Source organism: Chryseobacterium echinoideorum (genome assembly GCF_007474535.1).
GTDB lineage: Bacteria > Bacteroidota > Bacteroidia > Flavobacteriales > Weeksellaceae > Chryseobacterium > Chryseobacterium echinoideorum.
In genome coordinates, this window is record NZ_VKNW01000007.1 from 206,730 (window position 1) to 228,383 (window position 21,654).

The following is a 21,654-nucleotide window of genomic DNA, read 5'->3' on the forward strand; positions in this document are numbered from 1 at the left end:
GTTGCAAAACTATCTGATCTTTGCCAAGTCTTTATTAATAAGGTTTTAAATAAACTCATTCAAAAATTAACAAATCAAAAACTGAATATTACGAGGATTAAATTATTGTTAAAATCTATTTCCTTTCAGAGTTTACTTTACTTATATCCGTAAGTGAATTAAGGAAAGAAATAAGCTGCTGCTTTTCTTGAGACGAAAGATTCAGTTTATCTGCAGGTAAAGTCTGATTATTTATCTTAAAACCCAAACCTTCTGCACCGCCTTCATTATAAAAATCTACAACTTCTTCCAGTGTGCTGAATGCTCCATTATGAAAATAAGGTTTCGTGAGTTCAATATTTCTTACCGACATTGTTTTAAAAGAATTTTCATAAATCCAAGAGTTTTCTTTTTTCACGTTACTGTTGATTCTTCCTTTGTCAGCATCTATCTCAAAAGGAAATTTCTGAATTGGATTTTTTGTCACGCCCAAAACTTCAGATTCATTTTCATTAAAAAAAGGAGGAACAAGTCCTGAAAAGTGAGGTGCAAAATGGCAGGTTGCACAATTGGCTTTTCCCATAAAAAGATTATATCCCTTTTTTACATCTTCAGAAACCTCCAGTTCATTTCTCATAAAACGATCAAAATCACTGTCAAATGAATAGAGCGATGCGACATAAGAACTTAATGCCTTAGAAAAAGTTTTTTGATTGATTTCTGAGTTTTTATATGCTTTTCTGAATGCTCTTTTATAGTCTGAATCTGCCTTAAGCTTCTTAATGATGCTTTCATAGCTTGTATTAAACTCATCACTGTTATAAATTACATGTTCAGCCTGCTGCTCAAGATAAAACGCCCTCATATCGTAAAAAAATCTCTTCGCAAAAACAGCATTATAAAGAGACGGAGAATTTCTGAGAACCGTTTTCCCCTCAATGTTACTCAAAGATTTTGGTTGTAGATCTGTAAAAGCGTTTTCCGGTAAATGGCAGCTTGCACAGCTCATTTTTCCGTTATTGCTTAATGTTTTGTCGTAAAAAATTCTTTTGCCCAGACTTCTCAGCTCATCATTATCTTCAGAATCTTTCAGAAGTGTATAAAAATATGGATTCAGAAAATCACTGCTGAAAATATTCTTACTGGAAGGATTCCAGCCTGAAAATTCCTTTAATTCATCCGCATTTCCATCCCACTTTCCCATTTCTTCATAAATTGGCTGAAGATGTTTTTTGTAAAATTCAATTCGGTCAAAACTTTCAAAATCTGTATGAGAAGAAAGATAAGCAATGGCATCAGAAAGCATCCGATCTGCTTTTTCTGTTGCGAAGTTTCGGAAATACAGCTCGTCTTTGATGTATTTTTTTATTCCCAGTAAAGCATGTTCCGCTTCCTCTGAAATATTGAGCGAGCCGGGAGTATCAAATCCGGTAAGTCCTAAGGTGTAAATCCTGATCAGCTCAATCCGTAAAGGAAGACTTTTATTGACCCCTCTGCTGAGTCCGTTTTTGGCTGAACTCAGATAAAAATTATTAAAGTTGTTATATAAAAAGTCTGTGATTTCGATAATTTTTTGTTTGTTATCCGAAGCTTCATCAGAAAAAATCAATTCGTCCAAAACCTGTAATCCTTCGGGAGGCAAGGTAAAAGCCGAAGTTCCGGCTGCTTCTATTCTGAATAAAGGAGCGGCATTCAGATGAGTTTTGGCAAACTCGGGATAGTAATATGCAATGTAAAACTCAATCTCTTTATATGAGTTTCTTGCAGATGAAAGCGATTGGCGAACGGTTTTAATATCTGATTTTTCATCCTGATAAAGATATACATCAGTTTTAAGCTGCTCTAGTTTAGTTTTAAAATCAAGCAAAGCAAAAGAAATAAAATTGTTTTCTTTTTTTATTCCTTTATCAGTGGTTTCAAAAGACGTTACAAAAAAAACAACAAAAGCTGCAAGGATCAATAAAGGATATACTTTCATGCCGCAAAGCTATTATCTGAACATTACAGAAGTTTTAACAGCGAATTAAATAATGTTTATCTTTTTATTCACCTAAAATTTAGTAATTTTAACTCCCCTAAATTTAAACTGAATACATAAATCTATAATAAATTATGCTCAATAAACTTGCTGCTTCAGAACTGGTGCTTAATGCAGACGGAAGCGTTTATCATTTGAATCTTTTACCTGAAGATATTGCCGAAAAAATAATACTGGTAGGTGATCCTGACAGAGTTCCTAAAGTATCGCAGTACTTTGATAGTATTGAAATCAAAAAAAACAAACGTGAGTTTTATACCCATACCGGAACTTTGCGTGGTGAAAGAATCTCGGTGATGTCTACAGGAATTGGTACAGAAAATATTGATATCGTCATGAATGAGCTTGATGCTTTGGTGAATATTGATCTGAAAAACAAAGAATTCAAAAAAGAACATCAGTCGCTAAGCCTTTTCAGAATGGGAACATGCGGAAGTGTAAATCCTGATGTAAAGGTAGATAATATGCTGGTTACCCAGAATGTTGTAGGTTTGGATGGATTGATGAATTTTTATCAGGATCATCATTTTGAGAATGATTTTTCTAAAAATTTTTACGAAAATTTTCCTTATCACAACATCAAACCAATGCTTTATTTCTCAGAATGGTCTGAAGAATTAAGCGAATTGTATAAAGATGCAGCTTATCACGGAAATACCGCTACTTTTCCGGGATTTTATGCACCGCAGGGAAGACAGCTTCGCTTAAAAGCTCTGGATGAAAAATTTCTTGAAACCTTAAATGATCTGGGCATCACCAATTTTGAAATGGAAACTTCGGCAATTTATGCATTTTCAAAACTATTAGGGCATAAAGCAATTACGGTCAACAATGTAATCGCCAACAGAAGGCGCGGTGAATTTTCTTCTGATCATCAGGCTTCCGAAAAGAAACTGATTGAATGGGTTTTAGAAAGAATTATAAAGTAAAAACAAAGGATTGCAAATTGCAATCCTTTTCCATTGTATATTGGTTTTAGCTTAAAATTCATTAATTGTTACATAAAAATGCCCTGAGTTTAAATTGGCTGTTCCATTGGTAATATTGGTGACATTGATCGTTATGTTGGAAGTCGAAGTAAGACGTGGATTATTAATCCCAAACTCTGAAATTCCTGCAAAATCATTTGCCGGAGAAACCACAATACTTGCCCGGGTTGAAGTTGGCTGTAATGCTGCAGGGATCGGGATATTGATGGTTGTGGTTCTTCCTGCCTGCAATCCGGATATTGAAACAGACGGAAATACTTCAAAACTTATCTGATTTTTGTGAATACTTCCCCTCTCTCCTAGCTTGTACTGTCCGTTTACATCTATTTTTGCAGTAGTATTGGGCGTGCCTGTTCCGATCCCTATGTTAGCAGTATTATTACCTATTACAATTGCATTAGCTTGTGCTGTTGATGCTCCAAATCCCAATGCAGTAGAATTTTGACCGGCAGCATTAGTTCCTGAACCCAATGCAGTAGAATTTTGTCCACTGGTTTGAGCATTATTACCAACCGCAATTTCATTATTAGAAGTTGTTTTGGAATTATATCCCAATGCAAGAGATTGATATCCAGAAGCATTTGAACCCGATCCTATTGCAATACTTTCGTTATTATTTGCGGTTGAATTGTTCCCTAAAGCAACACTATTTTGAGAACCTGAAGTACCTGTTCCAAAAAGTACCGAACCGTTGGTACCAAGGCGACCTGCATTTGCATTATTCACTTTAAAAACCAAATCATCATATGTCGAAGTTCCAATGGACAGCGCAGTAGAAGCGCCCGAGTACGACCCTATATTATTTCCGTTTGTATTCCAACCTGTTGTTGAACTTCCGCTGCTTGCATTGGATAGAAAATTCCATTGAGAATTATTCCAGTAATATAATCCTGCAGGAGTGAGTCCGCCACTTCCGTTATTCCAAACTAAAAGTCCTGTTGCAGGAGAAGGAATGGTAGATGAATCTGTGGTTGATGTAAGAGAAATGCTTGTCAGCAAAAGCCCTTTACTGGTGCTATTTAGATGTAAAATAGATGATGAATGAGGAGCTGTAGTACCTATCCCAACCTGTCCAAAAATATTCTTAGAATACAAGACAGTAATAAGAAAAATAAGAGATAATAATTTTGTTTTCATTAGTTTTTATTTAATACAAAAATATAAAAATTATTTATAAATTAAACAAAATCAACAAAAAGCATAATTATTAATACAAAAATCAACGTAAATTAAATAAATTCATAATTATAGTGATTTTTATTAATAAATTAAACCTTACTGTTATAAAATAAAAATTAGAGAGCCAATATTTAATGGCAATAATTATAGAAGCTAAAGATTTATGAAAATTTTAACAAATTGATTTTTCTTTAGGAACACTTCTTGTCTCTATTGTTATAATTCAATTAACACTAAATATCAATATTATGAAAAATCAAGATTACAACAAAGCTGAAAAAGCAGTTGACAATACGGAAAACTCTTTAAGAAATACAGCCAATGATGCTAAATGGAAAGTAAGCGACTTGGCAGACAGAGCAAGAGATTACATCAACGAAAAAAGAAATAATGATCAGGAAGCCACTCAGGAAGACTGGTTCGACAGAGTAAAAGCCAATGCATCAGAAACCTGGGATGACATCAAAGACGGAGCGAATGATGCTTGGGAGAAAACCAAAGACGCTGCTGAAGACGTAAAAGCAGAATGGAGAAAGAAAACAAATTAATAGTTTTTTAGTCTTTTATATATTATCAGAGAAAAACGAAGTCTTTTTTACGAAGGCTTCGTTTTTTATTATGCTCTAAACACAAATTATTGTTACATTTGTAATCAAATTAACATTAAAAAATTATGTCATACGGTTTACTTAAAGGCAAGAAGGGAATTATTTTTGGAGCCCTTAATGAACAATCTATCGCATGGAAAGTTGCTGAAAGATGCCACGAAGAAGGTGCTGAATTTATTTTATCTAATGCTCCCATCGCTCTGAGAATGGGCGAGCTGAACGGATTAGCAGAAAAAACAGGCTCGGAAGTAATTGGTGCAGATGCAACTTCTATTGAAGATCTCGAAAAGCTTTTTGATGCCGCTATTGCAAAATTTGGTAAAATTGATTTTATTCTACACTCCATAGGGATGTCTATCAATGTAAGAAAAGGCAAGCATTATACAGAAATGAACTATGACTGGTTGGAAAAAGGATGGGACATCTCTGCTGTTTCTTTCCACAAAGTAATGAGAGTAGCTTACGAAAAAGACTGCATGAATGAATGGGGAAGTATTCTGGCGCTTACTTATATCGCTGCTCAGAGAACATTCCCGGATTATAACGATATGTCTGACAATAAAGCATATCTTGAAAGCATTGCAAGAACTTTCGGAAACTATTGGGGAGAAAGAAAAGTGCGTGTTAATACTGTTTCCCAGTCTCCTACTCCAACTACGGCAGGAAGCGGCGTGAAAGGTTTTGGAGGCTTCCTTGGATATGCCGAAGATATGTCTCCTCTTGGCAACGCAACTGCTTTGGAATGTGCAGATTATTGTGTAACACTTTTCTCAGATCTTACCAAGAAAGTTACCATGCAGAATCTTTTCCACGATGGCGGATTCAGCAGCTCCGGAGTTACCCAAAAAGTAATCAGCAAATACGATACAGAATAATTTCTGTTTTTAATTGTAATAAATATGAATCCGTCTCACTTGTGAGACGGATTCTCTATAATATTAATATGTCAGTTTACAATTTTCTACTTAAAGATTGTTCGTTGTTCAGCTTCTCGAAAAGACAATGCGAACCATGATTGCGAAAGAAACAAAGTGAAAAGGTGAGAATCCAAATCTTAAAAAGTAAATTTCCTTCAGCCTTGTCAAGGTTGCAAACCTTGACAAGGCTACTGATTATAATTCCATTTCCTTCTTCAAAAACTTCCCTGTCAGACTCTTCTTTGACTTTATAATTTCCTCCGGTGTTCCCTGTGCAACGATTTGTCCGCCGTGTTTTCCACCTTCGGGACCTACGTCGATGATATGATCTGCCAATTTAATAACATCCATATTATGTTCAATAATAATAAATGAATTGCCCAATTCAACCAGTTTATTAATGGCTTCCATCAGAATTTTCACATCTTCAAAATGAAGTCCGGTTGTCGGTTCATCCAGAATGTATAAAGTGTTTCCGGTCTGTCTTTTAGAAAGTTCCGTCGCCAGTTTGATACGCTGGGCTTCTCCTCCCGAAAGCGTGGTAGACTGCTGACCAAGCGTAATATATCCCAAACCAACATCATGCAGCGTTTTTACTTTAGCAAAAATTTTAGGAATCGGCTGGAAGAACTCTACGGCTTCATCAATTGTCATCTCCAATACATCAGAAATTGATTTCCCTTTGTAACGAACTTCCAGTGTTTCTCTGTTGAAGCGTTTACCGTTGCAGGTTTCGCAGTGAACATACACATCAGGCAAAAAATTCATTTCGATTACTTTCAAACCGCCTCCCTGACAAGTTTCGCATCTTCCGCCTTTTACGTTGAAAGAAAATCTTCCCGGTTTATAACCACGGATTTTAGATTCCGGCAATTCGGCAAAAAGATTTCGGATGTCGGTAAACATCCCCGTATAGGTTGCAGGATTTGAACGTGGGGTTCTTCCAATCGGAGTCTGGTCTACATCTACAATTTTATCAATATTGTCAAGACCTTCAATTTTTTTATACGGTAAAGGTTCCTGAACAGCTCTGTAAAAATGCTTGTTAAGAATAGGATACAAAGTTCCGTTGATCAAAGAAGATTTTCCACTTCCGGAAATTCCCGAAACCACGACCAATTTTCCCAACGGAATATCAAGCGTAACATTTTTAAGGTTGTTTCCTGTAGCGCCTTTCAACACAATATTTTTACCATTTCCTTTTCGTCTTTCCTCAGGAATTTCGATTTTTCTTTTTCCGTTGATGTATTGTGCAGTAATCGTATCAGCCTTTACAAGATCTTTCGGTTTTCCCTGCCAAAGAATTTCGCCGCCAAATTTTCCGGCTCTCGGACCAATGTCTAAAACTTCATCGGCTTCCAGAATCATGTCTTTATCATGTTCTACCACCAAAACGGAATTCCCGATGTCACGAAGATTTTTTAATGAATTAATCAATCTTTCGTTATCTCTTTGGTGCAGTCCAATCGAAGGTTCATCCAAAATATAAAGAACATTCACCAGCTGCGACCCGATCTGCGTTGCGAGGCGGATTCTTTGGGATTCTCCACCAGAAAGTGTTCTGGAACTTCTGCTAAGACTCAGATAATCCAAACCAACATCCAGCAAAAACTGAAGCCTGGTTTCGATTTCTTTTAAAATCTCATGAGCAATAATTTTATTTTTCTCTGAAAATTTATCTTTTATATCAGCCAACCATTCTTTTAAATCAATTAAACTTAAAGCATTGACTTCTGCAATATTTTTTCCGTCAATTTTAAAACTCAGACTTCCTTGCTGAAGACGGGTTCCTTTACACACCGGACAGGTTTCTTCTGTCGTAAAATGTCTTTCTAACATGATGGCTTCATAAGATTCTCTTTCGTCAATGATTTCTTCCATGAAAGGAATCAGCCCATCAAAATTTACCTTTATTTTTTTGGTAATTCCGGCATATTTTAAGTCTTTATTAAATTCTTTATGGCATCCGTTATAGATATAATCCAGTGCTTCTTCGGGTATATCTTTGAAAGCTGTTGATAAATCCAATCCAAAAATTTCCAGAATATTTTTAATTTGGGAAAGAATGTATTTGTTTGATTTAATGTCTTCCAAAGGAAGCAAACCTCCCTGATTGATCGAGAGTTTCGGATTTTCAACAAAATAATCGGTGTTGATTTTTTTGATGGTTCCCAAACCTTTACAATTGGGACAGCTTCCTTTCGGTGAATTGAAAGAAAACGTATTCGGTTCCGGCAATGCCAAAGAATGACCGGTTTCTGCATCCATCAGATTTTTAGAAAAATATTCAATATCGTTGCTTCCTAGTTTCTGAATACCGATCAAGCCCTCTCCCATTTCCATGGCGGTACGCAAAGATTTTTCCATTCTTGTTTCAGAAGCACTTTCTCCGATAATCCAACGGTCGATTACAATGTCGATATCGTGAGTTTTATAACGGTCAAGTTTCAGATCGTATTCAATATCCTGCAATTCACCGTCAATTCTTGCCTGTCCGTACCCTTTTTTAGCCATCTGTACGAAAAGCTCGTGGTAATGCCCTTTTCTGGAACGCACCACAGGAGCCATCAGCATAATTTTTTCGCCTTTATAATTTTCTTTGATGGTTTCCAGAATCTGATCTTCGGTATAGCTTACCAGTTTTTTTCCGGTGGTTTGTGAGTATGCATCTGAAACTCTTGCGAATAAAAGACGAAGAAAATCGTATAATTCTGTAACAGTTCCTACGGTTGAACGCGGATTTTTATTGGTGGTTTTCTGTTCGATGGCAATTACAGGAGACAATCCTTCAATTTTATCAACATCTGGACGTTCCAGCCCTCCCAAAAATTGTCTTGCATAGGCAGAAAAAGTTTCAATATACCTTCGCTGACCTTCAGCAAAAATAGTATCAAAAGCCAATGAAGATTTACCACTGCCGGAAAGCCCGGTGATCACTACCAATTCGTTGCGCGGAATTTTTACATTGATATTTTTAAGATTGTGTTCACGTGCACCGTAAACTTCTATATATTCTGTTGATTTACTCATAATTTGGGGTGATTTTACCAGAAAATCACGATGTGCAAAATTACGGAATTTTATGGTAATTTTTGTGTCAAACTTTCCGGTTATTGTTTTTGAAAAACATTTGAGTTTAAAACAAATTACAGTCCAAAAAAATTATGCCCGTAATAAAAAAAGCCGGAAAAATCCGGCTTCAATCAATATTTTATTTGAGATTATACAGTTTCCATCGCATGATCTACCAATACTCTCCATCCGAAAGGATCTTCTGAAAGATTAGTCTGTAAGTTTACAAGATCATTTTTAAGTGTTACTGCATAACTTTCTTCATCCGAAAGTCTAGGAAGTTCAAGTTTTTCCCCATTGTAACCCAATGCCTGAAAAACAGTGGTAACAACTGCAGTTCCTACTCCCCAAACTTCTTTTAAAGTTCCGTTTTTCTGAGCTTCTATCACATCTTTTACTTTTACAGGCTCTATTCTCACTTCTATCCCTCTTTTTCTTGCAAGCTGTATAAAGCTGTCCCTTGTTACACCATCAAGAATTTTTTCTGAAGTAGGCGGTGTAAAGATAGTATCGTTAATTCTTACGAAAACATTCATAGTTCCGCTTTCCTCAAAATACTCATGTGTTGCATCGTCTGTCCAGATAATCTGCTCATAACCTTCTTCGATGGCTAATTGTGTAGGATAAAATGCTGCTGCATAATTTCCTGCCGCTTTCGCAGAACCTACGCCTCCGTTAGCTGCTCTGGAATAATGATCTGAAATTTTTACCGAAACAGGTTCCGTGTAATACATTTTTGCCGGTGTAGCTACAATAGCAAACATATATTTATTGGCAACTCTTGCTTTCAGAGCTTCTTCGGTTGCAAAGATCAAAGGTCTTATATATAAAGACATTCCTTCACCTTGGGGAATCCAGTCCCTATCAATGTCTACCAATGCTTTTAGTCCTTCAAGAAATATCTCTTCAGTTACTTCCGGCATAGCAAGTCGTTTTGCAGATTTATTGATACGTTCAAAATTCTTCTCAGGCCTGAAAAGGAAAACCTGTCCGTCTTTATCTTTGTAGGCTTTCATCCCTTCAAAGCATGCCTGTCCGTAATTTACCCCCATCATTGCCGGTGTGAATTGCAAAGGACCGTAAGGAACCAATTTTGCCTCGCCCCACTTTCCGTTTTCGTATTCACAGATTATCATATGATCTATGAAAGTATTTCCAAAAGAAAAATTATTAGGATCGAAAGCAGAAATTCTGGAGTTTTCAGTTTTTTGAATTATCATTTCTTAAAATTTTTATGATGTTCTACAAATTTAACATAATTTTTTAAATATAAAAATTTTAGGTTAAATTTGAAAAAAAAATACCTTGAACAGAGAAGTTAAAACCACAAAAGACGGTAGCAAAACATTATATATCAATGGATTAGATGAAAACTACCATTCCCATCACGGAGCACTGCAGGAGGCAGAACATGTGTTTATCAAAAATGGATTAAATTTAATTTATGATTATGAAATTAACATTTTAGAACTCGGTTTTGGAACAGGTTTGAATGTTTTAGTAACAATTAATGAATATTTAAAAACTGACAAAAATCATATCATCAATTATTATTCTCTTGAAAAATACCCCATAAATGAAACCGAAATTAAGGATCTTTCCTATTTTGAATTATTTCATAACCCTGAATTAAAAAATATTTATCACAAAATTCATGACTGCGAATGGGAAAATTCGGTTGAAATCATTAAAGGTTTTAATCTGAAAAAGATTCAATGTGATTTTTTTGATCTTAAGAACATTGACTTACCAAAAATCAATCTGGTGTATTTTGATTGTTTCGGAGCCAGAGTTCAGCCAGATTTATGGGAAAAACCTTTATTTGAAATGGTTTCCGAGAAAATGAATACAAACGGACTGCTTACAACATACTCCTCAAAAGGTAGTGTAAGAAGAATTTTGGAAGAACTCAATTTTAAAGTAGAAAAAAAACAGGGACCACCGGGAAAAAGAGAAATGATCAATGCAGTGAAATCTTAACCTGGAAGTCTGATTGTAAATATAATCATGAAAACTCTTTAGCTCAAGCTTTAGAATATCATCCTATTTTTTTTCTTATTTTAGCTTTACAAATTATTATTATGATCAACAGTTTTAATGTAAGAGTGTATGCATGTGTTGTAAAAGACATGAAAGTTTTGACACTTTTTGAAGAATATGCAGGTCAACCCTTGATGAAATTTCCCGGCGGCGGGCTGGAATATGGTGAAGGTTTAATTGACTGCCTGAAAAGAGAATTTGAAGAAGAACTGAATGTAAACATAGAAATTACCGAACATCTTTATACTCAGGAAGATTTTTTAGTATCCAGATTCAGGGATAATGAACAGCTGATCACTGTATATTATCTTGTCAATATCATTAACGAAGAAGACTTTATTATTTTGGATCCGTGCATTGAAAAAACAGAATGGATTCCCATTGATCAGGAAGAAAATCCTTTTTCGCTTCCGGTTGACAGGATTGTTTTTGATAAACTGAAAGAACGATTTAAATATCAATAGTATATCTGCCGTAAGACAAGTCTGAGGATCTCTCTGCTTTTACGTATTTCTGAACCCAGCCGACAACCGAAGAAACCACGCATACATCCTCCAAACCGTCTTCTCTTCTCGCATAAATTACAACACCGTTTTTGTTTACAATGTAAAAGATGGTAATTTTTCCGTGACTGGTCTCACAATCCAACGGAGGTCTGTTCTTTTTATCCCTGCCTAAAGTCCCGGGAATAAAGCCAATCAATCTTCGGTCAGATCCAACCTTACTTTTGATTTTTTCTTCATCTATGAAAGTGATACAATCACTTTTATCAACTTCAGAACTCTTATACCCTCTTCCTAGCTGCTGAGAAAATAAAGAGCCTGCTACAAAAGCGACAAGGTAAATAATGAGTATTTTTTTCATTAAATGTTATTTTGAAACTCTAAAATCTTTTGCTCCAGGATAAGGCTCCAAATAACCCGAGTTCCAGTTAGATTGCAGCAAAGACTCCAGATACTCATCAGTACGGTTTCTATGCGGATTATACTGGTCTTTCAAATCTATATCTGCCATTTTCCCCTTCAGATTCCACCAAAAGGCACTCCATCCTCCGCGAAGTTCTTTTATAATCTCAAAAACATTTTTGCCGGTAGCGCGGTTCATCAGTTTTGCAAAAATCTGACCTTCCGTTGTCGTTAAGTCTCTCAATTGTTTTTCATACTGATCGGCAAGCATATTTTGCCTGTCTCTTACATATTTACGTTTTGCCGCAGTATCCATATCATCCATTTCCACTTTAATATCCCGGTATTGCTGCAATGCCGTTAAAAAAAGCGGATAAACTCTGTATAATTTTTTATTAAGAAAATAATAATAATTTTTATCTAACTGATTATTGAATCTTGGCTTGTTGAGAAGAGTAAGCTCATCCATTACTACCACAGTTTCACCATTGATTTCGTAGATTTTTGCTTTCTGTCTTTCATCATAATAATAAAGATTGCCAAATTCGTCCTTCTGAAGCTGGTCTTGAGGATATTGATCCAAAGGCTTAGCAATTACAGAATCTTGCTGCCCAAATATATGCACTCCCAAAAAGATCAGAAAAAGGAAGGCAATTTTATGAAATTTCATTATTTTTACAGGTATTAATAGCAAATTTTAATAACAAAAATCATTCCTTTTATAATGAAGTTTGAAAAGAAATCAATCAAATTCCTTGAAAAATATTTAAACACCTCATCACCAACAGGTTATGAACATGAAGGACAAAAAATATGGATGGAATACATCACTCCTTTTGTAGATAAAGTTGAAGTTGATCATTACGGGACCTGCTACGGAATTATTAATCCTGAAGCAGAATTTAAGGTCGTCATTGAAGCACATGCTGATGAAATCTCATGGTATGTCAACTATATTACCGACGACGGTTTGATATATGTCATCAGAAATGGCGGCTCAGATCAAACTATTGCACCGTCAAAAGTAGTCCATATTCACGGAGAGAAAGGGATTGTAAAAGGAGTTTTTGGCTGGCCCGCTATTCACACAAGAAGCACCAACCAGAATGAACCCACTCCCAAAATTGAAAATATATTTATTGACTGCGGAGCTACATCAAAAGAAGAAGTGGAAGAACTTGGAATTTTCGTAGGATGCATGATTACCTATCCCGATGAATTTTTTGAAATGAATGATCGGTATTTTGTGTGCCGTGCTTTGGACAACAGAATCGGCGGATTTATGATTGCAGAAGTAGCACGCCTTTTAAAAGAAAATAAGAAAACGCTTCCTTTTGGTTTATACATTACAAACTCGGTGCAGGAAGAAGTAGGCTTGTATGGAGCTGACATGATCGCAGACACCATTAAACCTAACATTGCTATTGTTACCGATGTTACTCATGACACCACCACCCCAATGATTGAAAAGAAAAAAGAAGGAGATCAAAAATGTGGAAACGGACCTGTAGTGTTTTTTGCCCCGAGTGTACATCATAAAATAAGAGAACTGATTATCGAAACTGCAAAAGAAAAAGAAATTCCTTTTCAGAGAGCTGCCGCAAGCAGAGCCACAGGAACAGACACAGACGCTTTTGCCCATTCTAACGGGGGTGTCCCAAGTGCATTGATTTCCTTACCTTTGCGATATATGCATACAACAGTGGAAATGGTTGCTAAAGAAGACGTAGGAAATGTCATTCAATTGATTTACGAAACAATTCTGAAGATTACACCGGAAATGAAACTGAAGTATCATTAATAAAAGTAAAAAGAGACAAGTAAAAAAGTAAAAATGAAAACGAAGCTTATTGCTCCTTCCCTATTAGCCGCAGATTTTGGGAATCTGCAAAGAGATATTGAAATGCTGAACAATTCTCAGGCAGACTGGTTTCACATTGATGTAATGGACGGCAGGTTTGTCCCGAATATTTCCTTCGGGTTTCCGGTTATGAAAACCGTACAGCAACACGCCAGAAAGTTTGTAGATGTTCATCTGATGATCGTAGAACCCGAAAAATATGTAGATGAGTTCGTTGATCATGGAGCAGATCTTATTTCGGTACATTACGAAGCCTGCATTCATCTTCACAGAACTATTCACCATATTCAGAGTAAAGGGATAAAAGCCGGGGTTGTATTAAATCCTTCAACACCTGTTTTGATGTTAGAAGACATTATTGCAGATGTAGATCTTGTATTGCTAATGAGCGTTAACCCAGGGTTTGGCGGACAAAAATTTATTGAAAACACCTATAAAAAAATTGCTGAAACTAAAGACCTGATTATCAGCAACAATTCCACAGCGTTAATACAAATTGATGGTGGAGTTAATTTAGACAATGCTTCAAAATTATTTGATGCGGGAGCAGACGTTTTGGTTGCAGGAAATGCGGTTTTCTCTGCAGAATCTCCGGAACGAACTATTGAGCTGCTGAAAGTATAATTTAATTTTATAAATAAAAAAGGCTGTTTCAATAATTGAATCAGCCTTTTTGTTATATATGAGAATGATTGGTTAATCAATTTGCTGGAATTTAAAGCTTAAGTCTCCTGCATTATAATTAGAAGATACATTGGTGGGCCAATTCTGACCCGTACCTGAAACCCATCTGTACTCCAAAAAAGTAATATTTCCTGCCATTACAGGATATACTGCATTAGAATTATCCGGTTTATTTCTTTTAAACCAATCGTTTGAATTCATTGATATAAAATATTTTTTATCTTTTTCCAAAACCAGTTCAGGAATACTTTTTACAATTTCTGTATTGGCACTTCCTACATTCACAGTTTCTGATCTTATTACTGTTTTGGTGGTATAATCCCAAATAGTAACTCTCAAACTAGGGTTGACAGCAGGGAGCTTTGCCACCAAAGCATTCATTTTACCTTTCACTTTAGGAGTAAAAGCGAGTCCGAATTCATAATCTCCTGCATTAATAAAATCCGTGGATGTCGTGAATCCTGTATTCTCATAATATTTTGCAAGTGGGTTTTCCTCTGCATAAACTATTGGTACAGGCTGCTCAGTTTCATCATCTTTACTGCAGCTTACTGACATCATCACTACAGCTGCACTCACTGATAAGATTAAATTTTTAACTACAAATGTGTTTAACGGGAGGTGTTTCCAATTTTTCATGATTTTTTTATTTTAAATTAATAAGACAAAGTTGCCTCAAAATCAGAATTTTACCACAGGGAAAAACACCTTTTTAAGAATAGTTATTTACCCCAAAAAACATACTGCAAAAAAAGACAGCCTTTTAAGCTGTCCTTTTTCTCACAAATAAAAAGAGAGTTATATGGTCATTAGTTTTGAAAATTGATGCTTAGATTTTTTTATTTGTTTACGACGTAAAGATGCGCAAATTTTAAGCTGAAAACCATCCGTAAAAACACGGTATTTTATCAAGATATCTTAGGATTACTTTTATCATTAAAACATATTATAAATCTATCATCGTTTCACTAAATATTTTTTTTAAATTTTAGAAATAATAAAATAATAGCTAAAATTAGAACCTCCGGGAATATTGAAAAAACATTCATTATTATTAAACCCGTTATCACCGCCTGCGTAGTTAAAAAATAAAGCAACTTTTTGATTGGGCTGGGTAGTTTGATAAACTACTGTAAGAGTTTGTGGATTCCCAAGGCTGTAAGAGACATTGGTTGTAGATCCGTTGTCTCTTCTCATTCCATCTAATCTGCCTCTGAAAATAGTATCAGTAGTGTAAGCAGTGCCGCTGGCTGAAGCAAATATAGTGTTCACATCAATCTGACCATTGAATGTATAAGTTTTGGTATTATTAAATCTGTCGCATCTTGCAGTTCCGTAAAACTCGAATAAGTAAACACCTGGATTCGGAATTGTAATGTATTGGACGTTATTTACTGTTATGCCGTTTATGGTAGCATTTGGATCGGTACCAAAACTTACGCCGATAGTATTTCCCCGTAATCCGGCATCATTTCTGATAGGTATATTAAAATAATCATTGCTATTTGATAATGAAAATCCGCCTGTATTATTGGTAAGATCATAAGTCGAAGGTAAAGGATTGTCGTTTTGATAATAAAGATATTTTACTGTGGTAAGTTGCCCTGTAGCATTACCGCTTGATGTGACACCTAAATTATTAAAAGGAGGAGTATAATCTGTCTCATTAAGTACTGGTAAATTCTGATGTCTAATGTTTTTTACTCCGCTAGAATTAACGTGAAGCACTGCAGCCGGAGTATTTGTACCAATATTAATTCCAAGTTTACCTGCATCTGTTACCTTTATAAGCTCTGTGTTGGATGAGTTATTGATCTCCAATGCTTTTGAAGCATCAGTATTTCCTTTAGCAACAATATCTAACATTGCAGAAGGAGTTTCGGTATTGATTCCCACATTATCAGTTTGTGAAAACGCAAAGCCGAAAACAAAAAAGCAAACTATTGTATTAAAATCTCTCATCTTTTAGAGTTTTGAAATGATTAAAGTAACTCTTTTATCTAAACCTGCCGGCGCAGGAAAGGTGCAAGAAGAGCCACTGTATTGATCTCCCGTACCCCAATTAACAAACAATGCGACCTTTTCATTATTGGTTGTAGTTTCTACAATAGAAAACACATTATGAGAAAAAGGGTAATTATAATAATCTGTTGCCAAAGTTCCTGTATTGGTTCGTTTCGGCAAAGCATTGTAACGGATGGTCGTAAGTTCAGAATAATTGGTACTTCCTGAATTTGCTTTATACACTCCGGTTCCGATTCCCAAAAGATTCTGCCCATTCAAATTACCTGTTCTATCTCCTGCACACGAGGTGTAGTAATTAAGATTGATCTTATAAACACCCGGGATGGGAATGGTAATAAAACGAACATTTACTCCCGAAACACTGGTTCCATTACTTCTGGTAAGTGTCGAACTGGCATCTGTGCCTATAGAAACGCCTAAAGGATTATTTAAAATCCCAGCATTAACAAAAGGTAATGCTGTAAATACATTGTTATCATAAAGAGAAAAACTATTTACAGCCTGTGTGTTATCAATGGTGAGATAAGAGTATAAAACTGATGGAATATAAGTTCCTACATAACCATTGGCATCTATGGCTAACGGAGTAATTCCTGCGCTAATTTGAGGTAAATTTTCGTATCTAACTCCTCCATTGGTATGCAACTTTGCTGCTGGAGCCGGAACATTGATTCCGACATTCCCGTTGTCTAATATTGTCACAAGTTCTTTAGCATCAGAATTGTTGATTTCCAAGGCTTTGGTTGCACTGCTGTTTCCTTTAGATTTAATATCTAGTGCTGCAGATGGATTAATTTCGTTGATTCCTACCTGAGAAAATAGAATTCCAGATATCATTAATGATAATGATAAAACCGTTTTTTTCATTTTTTGTAATAAATTTTTTGTGTTATCAATACTCCCCCTGTAGTTAGCAGGGATAGTGTAAATTATTTTTTTATTTAGATTTATTGTCCTAAATACACAAACATATTGACGCTCATTGTCTGTGGCTGAATATTAAGTGATTGCTGTGTTACTCCCCCATTTATACTTTCCGTAGTAATCGTATGATTATGAGAATTTTGGGATAAAACAGGCGTATTCACTACATTATCATTGTATACTCCTATGCCATCAGTATTATCTGCGGCTAGAAAAACAGTAGAACCGCCATTAGCAATTTGTGCTCTGTTGGGATTAGTACCATTTTTAATATCATAATTGATATTAGGCTGTACAGAACTGGTATTTCCACCCAAAGTTACATTTGGCAGATTATTTTGATTAATTACTCGGCTATTAGAATTAGCAATACTTCCTAATGCTGTTCCATTTTGTGATAGATATGAGTTGGTCGCATTGGGTAAATTTGTTCCAAAGCCTAACGAAGTAGCGACAGTTTGCTGTGACGCAGATAAACTACTTTTTAATCTGCCATCCAATCTTACCCACCCGGAATGATCTGCTGTCTGGAATCCAGGCTTTATATCACCTAAAACTGCACCAACCGGTAGACTCACCGTTTTTAAAATTCCGGTTGCATCAGCCACTACTGCTCTGTCGGTGGATGTACCTACATTCGCATTGATCGTTCTTACTCTTACATTGCCGTCAACAACATCAAGTCTTTCTTCTGCTGGGGTTGTGTTAGGATTACCTCCTATTCCGACATTTCCATTATGATAAACAGACATGACCGATCTTAAACTACTGCTTGCATCATCTGATACAGCCTGATAATTTAAAAAAGAATTTCCTAAGGTATTTTTTGAATAATTTAGTTTTAAAAGCTTTTGACCTACTGTACCATTTGCTTCTTCCAAATAGAATCCGGGACCACTCCATCCCACACTGTTTGCATCCGCTGTGATGGTAACACCGTCTACAAAAGGAGTTACAATACCTGTCAAACTTCCCTTTTTACTTATGTGAAGTAAATTTTTGGGAGCGGTTATACCAATTCCTATTTTGCCATCATTGGTAATAATGACATCATTTGCTTGCTGAGCATCTGATGGTGCTCCTGTAATTGGGTTATCCCGACCTCCATCTATGTGGAGTGTATTTTGTGGGTTTTCTGTATTAATTCCCACTCTTCCTGTCTGAGAAGAAGCGTATACTGATACAACAAGTGATAATAAGGTAAAAATGTTAGATTTCATAGCAATTATTTTTAATTTTTAAACAATACAATAACAGTTCAACATAATATTATGCTGAAATAGCTGAATTGGAATAATAAATTTTGGTTATGAAATTTTTACCGGAGGAGGTCTCGCAAAATTATTTTGTGAGATTATATTTTGACATATAAAAAATTTCTCCTCAAAATTATTTTCTGAAACTACACAAAAAATATTTAAAGAAATTTGCGTAACAGCAATACAAGAAGCATTTTTTGAAATTGAGATATTATTGCTGATTATGGCAATATTTTTTACTTCGCTTTCGGAAGTGAAATGAGAATGATTAGGAAATGCTTTATACGTAAACTCATTGGGTGTTGTAGCTTTCTTTGCCGCTATTTTAATATATTCTTTCCTTTTCTGTTTTTTATTAACTACAACTTTGGCAATGCGCTCTTGTTTCTGAGACTTTTTTTGAACTTCTACAATATGAATATTGCTGATGTTTTCAGAATTAAAAATAAAAGTTCCTTTCGTTACGTAAAGAATCGGATTTGAATTATTTGACTTTGGAACATTCGAAATATTTTCTTTTTCGAAGGATTTTAACTCGTTGTTTTGATTAAGTGAATCGGAAATAGTTTTTTGGGAAAATAATAAAGAAGTAGACAACAAAGCAAAAAACATTACTGCCCTTACAAGAAGAGTGTAATGTTTCTTTGTTGTCATATATATATCCATTTGTGTAAATTGTAATACAAATAAATAAAAACAGACTTTCAAAACAAAAAAAACACCTACCCTCAATCTACCCCAATAAACAAACAACTAAAAATCAAATACTTATACCTAATAATTACTTGACTTTTTTTTACTGGCAAAAAACTTTCAACCATATATACATATCTTCATTAGTCTTTATATCCATCTTTTTTCTGATATTATATTTTTTATTTTGAATAGTTTTGGGAGACAAATAAAGGATATCGGCAATTTGTTTTGTTTCAAAATTCAAATAAATATAAGCCAGAATATGAAGTTCATTTTTTTGTAAATCAGGATTGAATGCCGTGAGCTTTCTAAAAAAATCGGGATAAAACATTTGAAATTTATTGTAAAAATTGGGATCCCTAGATTTGGCAGATTCATACAATTCATCCATAGTAACAGATGATGATGTTTCATCATTTCTTTCAATGTCTGCAAGATCTTCATGAGCATTATCTATTCGTTTAGCCGAACTTTTAATGATTTTATTGTAATAAAAAAGAAGTAATATGCCTATTAACAATAAAATAAATGAAAAAATAATGATCATCTTATTTGTTCTTTTATTTTGCTTAAGTGATACCTCTTTTTCTAAATTTTGTATGGTAATATCAACACTTTTAGCCTGAGTATCTCTGTAAGATTCATTGAACTTTTTATACTCTTCCAATATTTTTTTCTCCCTATCAATATCGCCATTTTTTCTGTAAACTTCTGCAAGCAGATTATACACATTCAAAAGATGCTGCCTGTTTTTTCCATTGGAAGCGTATGCGAGTGATTTTTCTAAATATTCAATAGCTTTTTTATTATTTTCTTCGTTTGCATACAGACGGGCAAAGTGGTAATATAATACAGATAATTTATAAGGGTTTACTTTTTTCTGCTGGCTAAAAAGTGTTTCAGCATTTTTTAAATAAAATCTGGCAGAATCTGCTTGCATATTATCATTAATATAATATCCTCCTATAGCTGAATATGTTCCGGGATCTTTAAAAATTGCAGAAGACTTGTGTAAATAATAAAGAGCTGAATCTTTATCTGACATCAGTAGATTCCCTGAACGGGAATTGTAGACAAAACTCAGAAACTTATTTCTCTTGTTACTTTCCGTAATTTTTCTGCCATAATACATGGCTTTAGAATTATACTTTAAACTTACGTCATACATTCCTAAGGTATAATATGTTTGTGAAAATTCCTGAAAAATCCTGCCATAAGTTTCGTTATCAGCAGATATTTCATCGGCAATATTTTTGGCTTTATTCAGATATTTGAGGCTTATATCTGGCTTTGCAAGATTATAATTTTGTATTCCTATATTAATATTACCCAAGACCATTGCTTTTTTGCAGCTTTGTTTCCGGGCTTTTTTAATCATTAATAAATTCCATGAGATAATCTGTTGTCTGGAAACATTTTCAGACAGCATTCTATCAGGTTCAGTACACATCATCGAATCCAATTTCGCACAAAAATTCTGCGAATTTGCTTTAATGAAAAGAAATATTAGTATAAAAAAAAGTTTAATTTTTATCACCCCATTTTGTTTTTGAATAGTTTCAATAAATATTGCAAATTGGTGATAAATGATGAGACCATTTAGAAATGGACGATCTATTTTAAAGAATTATTAAACTTAGGTAGCTTTGCAAATTTAATTCAAAATTATGATATTTTAGTTTTTTCTTTAAAAAAGTATTATTTACAAAAAATTATCTTCAATATTTTAAATTTATGTTAAACTAAGAGTTATAATGTTATGACTATAAAACAAAAGCAACTAAAATTATATAACTTACAGTTTATCAATTAAAAAGCGTAATTTTGCATCCCGAAATAAGGATTCAACCATATGAAAAAATTAGGCGAATACAGAAAGCTTCTGGAAGTAGATAAAAACGTCACTCTGAAGGAACTAAAAAATATCTACAGAAATGTAATGAAGGATACTCATCCTGATAAATTCATCAATGATGAGGCAGGAAAACTGGAAGCAGAAGAGAAAAGCAAATCTGTAATTGAGGCTTATCATTTTTTGGTAAGCATTAACGAAGAAACTCAGGAAAAGTATAAAGAGGAATATACAGAAACCATTACAAAATCAATCATTACAGATTTTTATCTGGAAAAATCAATTCTGAAAGTTCAGCATCTGAATGGTAAAATGTTTGAGTACATTGGCGTACCAAGAAATACTTATATCAAGATGGTTAATTCAGATTCTCCAAGCCGTTTTGCAAGAAGACATATCTATGGAAATTTTATGTACAGAAAATCAGGGGAAGTAATGGCAGATTAATTTTTTATTTTTAAGTAATCAATCAAGGCTTTCAGAGGATTCTGGAAGCTTTTTTGATGAATGCAAATAGTAATTTTCTCATAAAAATATTGCTACTACTAGACATTCTGTTTTTATCAATTATAAAAAAACCGCATCATTTCTGATACGGTTTTAAGGTTAATTAGTGGCTGTTATAA

Annotated in this window: 20 protein-coding genes; 8 read left to right on the forward strand and 12 right to left on the reverse strand. The window is 34.6% G+C overall.

Annotated features, from left to right (window positions below; genetic code table 11):
* Positions 1–115: 115 nt before the first annotated feature.
* The gene (locus FOL89_RS10940; protein WP_144282836.1) at positions 116–1,957 is read right to left on the reverse strand and encodes a cytochrome-c peroxidase; all 1,842 of its coding nucleotides are present in this window, start codon (positions 1,955–1,957) and stop codon (positions 116–118) included.
* A gap of 134 nt (positions 1,958–2,091) precedes the next feature.
* On the opposite strand from FOL89_RS10940, the gene FOL89_RS10945 reads away from it, so the two are divergent.
* Complete coding sequence (locus tag FOL89_RS10945; RefSeq protein WP_144282837.1) at positions 2,092–2,946, forward strand: nucleoside phosphorylase; 855 nt, start codon at positions 2,092–2,094, stop codon at positions 2,944–2,946.
* Between the two features lie 51 nt (positions 2,947–2,997).
* Here FOL89_RS10945 and FOL89_RS10950 read toward each other — a convergent pair whose 3' ends face one another.
* Positions 2,998–4,143, reverse strand: a complete 1,146-nt coding sequence (locus FOL89_RS10950) for a hypothetical protein (RefSeq protein ID WP_144282838.1) — start codon at positions 4,141–4,143, stop codon at positions 2,998–3,000.
* A 290-nt stretch (positions 4,144–4,433) separates the two neighbouring features.
* On the opposite strand from FOL89_RS10950, the gene FOL89_RS10955 reads away from it, so the two are divergent.
* Entirely contained in the window at positions 4,434–4,733 is a 300-nt protein-coding gene (locus tag FOL89_RS10955; RefSeq protein ID WP_144282839.1) for a hypothetical protein, read from the forward strand.
* Positions 4,734–4,858: 125 nt separating this feature from the next.
* Positions 4,859–5,668: an enoyl-ACP reductase FabI gene (locus FOL89_RS10960; protein ID WP_089741198.1), complete on the forward strand. Its 810-nt coding sequence runs from the start codon at positions 4,859–4,861 to the stop codon at positions 5,666–5,668.
* Between the two features lie 237 nt (positions 5,669–5,905).
* Here FOL89_RS10960 and uvrA read toward each other — a convergent pair whose 3' ends face one another.
* Together uvrA and FOL89_RS10970 are read right to left on the reverse strand one after the other, a co-directional pair.
* Positions 5,906–8,740: an excinuclease ABC subunit UvrA gene (gene uvrA / locus FOL89_RS10965; RefSeq protein WP_144282840.1), complete on the reverse strand. Its 2,835-nt coding sequence runs from the start codon at positions 8,738–8,740 to the stop codon at positions 5,906–5,908.
* Positions 8,741–8,931: 191 nt separating this feature from the next.
* Entirely contained in the window at positions 8,932–10,002 is a 1,071-nt protein-coding gene (locus FOL89_RS10970) for a branched-chain amino acid aminotransferase (protein ID WP_144282841.1), read from the reverse strand.
* Positions 10,003–10,087: 85 nt separating this feature from the next.
* On the opposite strand from FOL89_RS10970, the gene mnmD reads away from it, so the two are divergent.
* Together mnmD and FOL89_RS10980 are read left to right on the forward strand one after the other, a co-directional pair.
* A complete protein-coding gene (gene mnmD / locus FOL89_RS10975; RefSeq protein WP_144282842.1) occupies positions 10,088–10,762 on the forward strand; it encodes a tRNA (5-methylaminomethyl-2-thiouridine)(34)-methyltransferase MnmD in 675 nt (224 codons plus the stop codon).
* Between the two features lie 101 nt (positions 10,763–10,863).
* Positions 10,864–11,286, forward strand: coding sequence for an NUDIX domain-containing protein (locus tag FOL89_RS10980; protein WP_144282843.1), 423 nt, complete (start codon positions 10,864–10,866; stop codon positions 11,284–11,286).
* On the opposite strand, the gene FOL89_RS10985 is transcribed toward FOL89_RS10980, so the two are convergent.
* Together FOL89_RS10985 and FOL89_RS10990 are read right to left on the reverse strand one after the other, a co-directional pair.
* A complete protein-coding gene (locus FOL89_RS10985) occupies positions 11,273–11,686 on the reverse strand; it encodes a hypothetical protein (protein ID WP_144282844.1) in 414 nt (137 codons plus the stop codon). The genes FOL89_RS10980 and FOL89_RS10985 overlap by 14 nt on opposite strands.
* A gap of 6 nt (positions 11,687–11,692) precedes the next feature.
* Positions 11,693–12,397 (reverse strand): DUF4294 domain-containing protein, encoded by a 705-nt coding sequence (locus FOL89_RS10990; protein ID WP_144282845.1) that lies wholly within the window; start codon positions 12,395–12,397, stop codon positions 11,693–11,695.
* Positions 12,398–12,451: 54 nt separating this feature from the next.
* On the opposite strand from FOL89_RS10990, the gene chrP reads away from it, so the two are divergent.
* Positions 12,452–13,528 carry a chryseobasin maturation metalloprotease ChrP gene (gene chrP / locus FOL89_RS10995; RefSeq protein ID WP_144282846.1) on the forward strand — a complete coding sequence of 359 codons (1,077 nt, stop codon included), beginning with the start codon at positions 12,452–12,454 and terminating at the stop codon, positions 13,526–13,528.
* 33 nt (positions 13,529–13,561) lie between these two features.
* Positions 13,562–14,212: a ribulose-phosphate 3-epimerase gene (gene rpe / locus FOL89_RS11000; RefSeq protein WP_144282847.1), complete on the forward strand. Its 651-nt coding sequence runs from the start codon at positions 13,562–13,564 to the stop codon at positions 14,210–14,212.
* A gap of 72 nt (positions 14,213–14,284) precedes the next feature.
* Here rpe and FOL89_RS11005 read toward each other — a convergent pair whose 3' ends face one another.
* The 6 genes from FOL89_RS11005 to FOL89_RS11030 all read right to left on the reverse strand — a co-directional run bounded on the left by FOL89_RS11005 (position 14,285) and on the right by FOL89_RS11030 (position 20,629).
* Entirely contained in the window at positions 14,285–14,911 is a 627-nt protein-coding gene (locus FOL89_RS11005) for a DUF4082 domain-containing protein (protein WP_144282848.1), read from the reverse strand.
* Positions 14,912–15,253: 342 nt separating this feature from the next.
* Positions 15,254–16,234, reverse strand: coding sequence for a hypothetical protein (locus FOL89_RS11010; protein WP_144282849.1), 981 nt, complete (start codon positions 16,232–16,234; stop codon positions 15,254–15,256).
* A gap of 3 nt (positions 16,235–16,237) precedes the next feature.
* On the reverse strand, positions 16,238–17,164 hold the full coding sequence (locus tag FOL89_RS11015) for a hypothetical protein (protein ID WP_144282850.1): 927 nt from the start codon (positions 17,162–17,164) through the stop codon (positions 16,238–16,240).
* An 80-nt stretch (positions 17,165–17,244) separates the two neighbouring features.
* Positions 17,245–18,441, reverse strand: coding sequence for a hypothetical protein (locus FOL89_RS11020; RefSeq protein WP_144282851.1), 1,197 nt, complete (start codon positions 18,439–18,441; stop codon positions 17,245–17,247).
* An 87-nt stretch (positions 18,442–18,528) separates the two neighbouring features.
* The gene (locus FOL89_RS11025) at positions 18,529–19,134 is read right to left on the reverse strand and encodes a hypothetical protein (RefSeq protein WP_144282852.1); all 606 of its coding nucleotides are present in this window, start codon (positions 19,132–19,134) and stop codon (positions 18,529–18,531) included.
* Positions 19,135–19,276: 142 nt separating this feature from the next.
* Positions 19,277–20,629: a tetratricopeptide repeat protein gene (locus FOL89_RS11030; protein ID WP_144282853.1), complete on the reverse strand. Its 1,353-nt coding sequence runs from the start codon at positions 20,627–20,629 to the stop codon at positions 19,277–19,279.
* A 399-nt stretch (positions 20,630–21,028) separates the two neighbouring features.
* On the opposite strand from FOL89_RS11030, the gene FOL89_RS11035 reads away from it, so the two are divergent.
* On the forward strand, positions 21,029–21,475 hold the full coding sequence (locus FOL89_RS11035; RefSeq protein ID WP_144282854.1) for a KTSC domain-containing protein: 447 nt from the start codon (positions 21,029–21,031) through the stop codon (positions 21,473–21,475).
* Positions 21,476–21,654 lie beyond the last annotated feature (179 nt).

Bases quoted from the DNA above. Each gene is read 5' to 3' on its own strand.
- FOL89_RS10940 (WP_144282836.1), bottom strand. From the start codon at position 1,957: ATGAAAGTATATCCTTTATTGATCCTTGCAGCTTTTGTTGTTTTTTTT.
- FOL89_RS10945 (WP_144282837.1), top strand. From the start codon at position 2,092: ATGCTCAATAAACTTGCTGCTTCAGAACTGGTGCTTAATGCAGACGGA.
- FOL89_RS10950 (WP_144282838.1), bottom strand. From the start codon at position 4,143: ATGAAAACAAAATTATTATCTCTTATTTTTCTTATTACTGTCTTGTAT.
- FOL89_RS10955 (WP_144282839.1), top strand. From the start codon at position 4,434: ATGAAAAATCAAGATTACAACAAAGCTGAAAAAGCAGTTGACAATACG.
- FOL89_RS10960 (WP_089741198.1), top strand. From the start codon at position 4,859: ATGTCATACGGTTTACTTAAAGGCAAGAAGGGAATTATTTTTGGAGCC.
- uvrA (WP_144282840.1), bottom strand. From the start codon at position 8,740: ATGAGTAAATCAACAGAATATATAGAAGTTTACGGTGCACGTGAACAC.
- FOL89_RS10970 (WP_144282841.1), bottom strand. From the start codon at position 10,002: ATGATAATTCAAAAAACTGAAAACTCCAGAATTTCTGCTTTCGATCCT.
- FOL89_RS10980 (WP_144282843.1), top strand. From the start codon at position 10,864: ATGATCAACAGTTTTAATGTAAGAGTGTATGCATGTGTTGTAAAAGAC.
- FOL89_RS10985 (WP_144282844.1), bottom strand. From the start codon at position 11,686: ATGAAAAAAATACTCATTATTTACCTTGTCGCTTTTGTAGCAGGCTCT.
- FOL89_RS10990 (WP_144282845.1), bottom strand. From the start codon at position 12,397: ATGAAATTTCATAAAATTGCCTTCCTTTTTCTGATCTTTTTGGGAGTG.
- chrP (WP_144282846.1), top strand. From the start codon at position 12,452: ATGAAGTTTGAAAAGAAATCAATCAAATTCCTTGAAAAATATTTAAAC.
- rpe (WP_144282847.1), top strand. From the start codon at position 13,562: ATGAAAACGAAGCTTATTGCTCCTTCCCTATTAGCCGCAGATTTTGGG.
- FOL89_RS11005 (WP_144282848.1), bottom strand. From the start codon at position 14,911: ATGAAAAATTGGAAACACCTCCCGTTAAACACATTTGTAGTTAAAAAT.
- FOL89_RS11010 (WP_144282849.1), bottom strand. From the start codon at position 16,234: ATGAGAGATTTTAATACAATAGTTTGCTTTTTTGTTTTCGGCTTTGCG.
- FOL89_RS11015 (WP_144282850.1), bottom strand. From the start codon at position 17,164: ATGAAAAAAACGGTTTTATCATTATCATTAATGATATCTGGAATTCTA.
- FOL89_RS11020 (WP_144282851.1), bottom strand. From the start codon at position 18,441: ATGAAATCTAACATTTTTACCTTATTATCACTTGTTGTATCAGTATAC.
- FOL89_RS11025 (WP_144282852.1), bottom strand. From the start codon at position 19,134: ATGACAACAAAGAAACATTACACTCTTCTTGTAAGGGCAGTAATGTTT.
- FOL89_RS11030 (WP_144282853.1), bottom strand. From the start codon at position 20,629: ATGATGTGTACTGAACCTGATAGAATGCTGTCTGAAAATGTTTCCAGA.
- FOL89_RS11035 (WP_144282854.1), top strand. From the start codon at position 21,029: ATGAAAAAATTAGGCGAATACAGAAAGCTTCTGGAAGTAGATAAAAAC.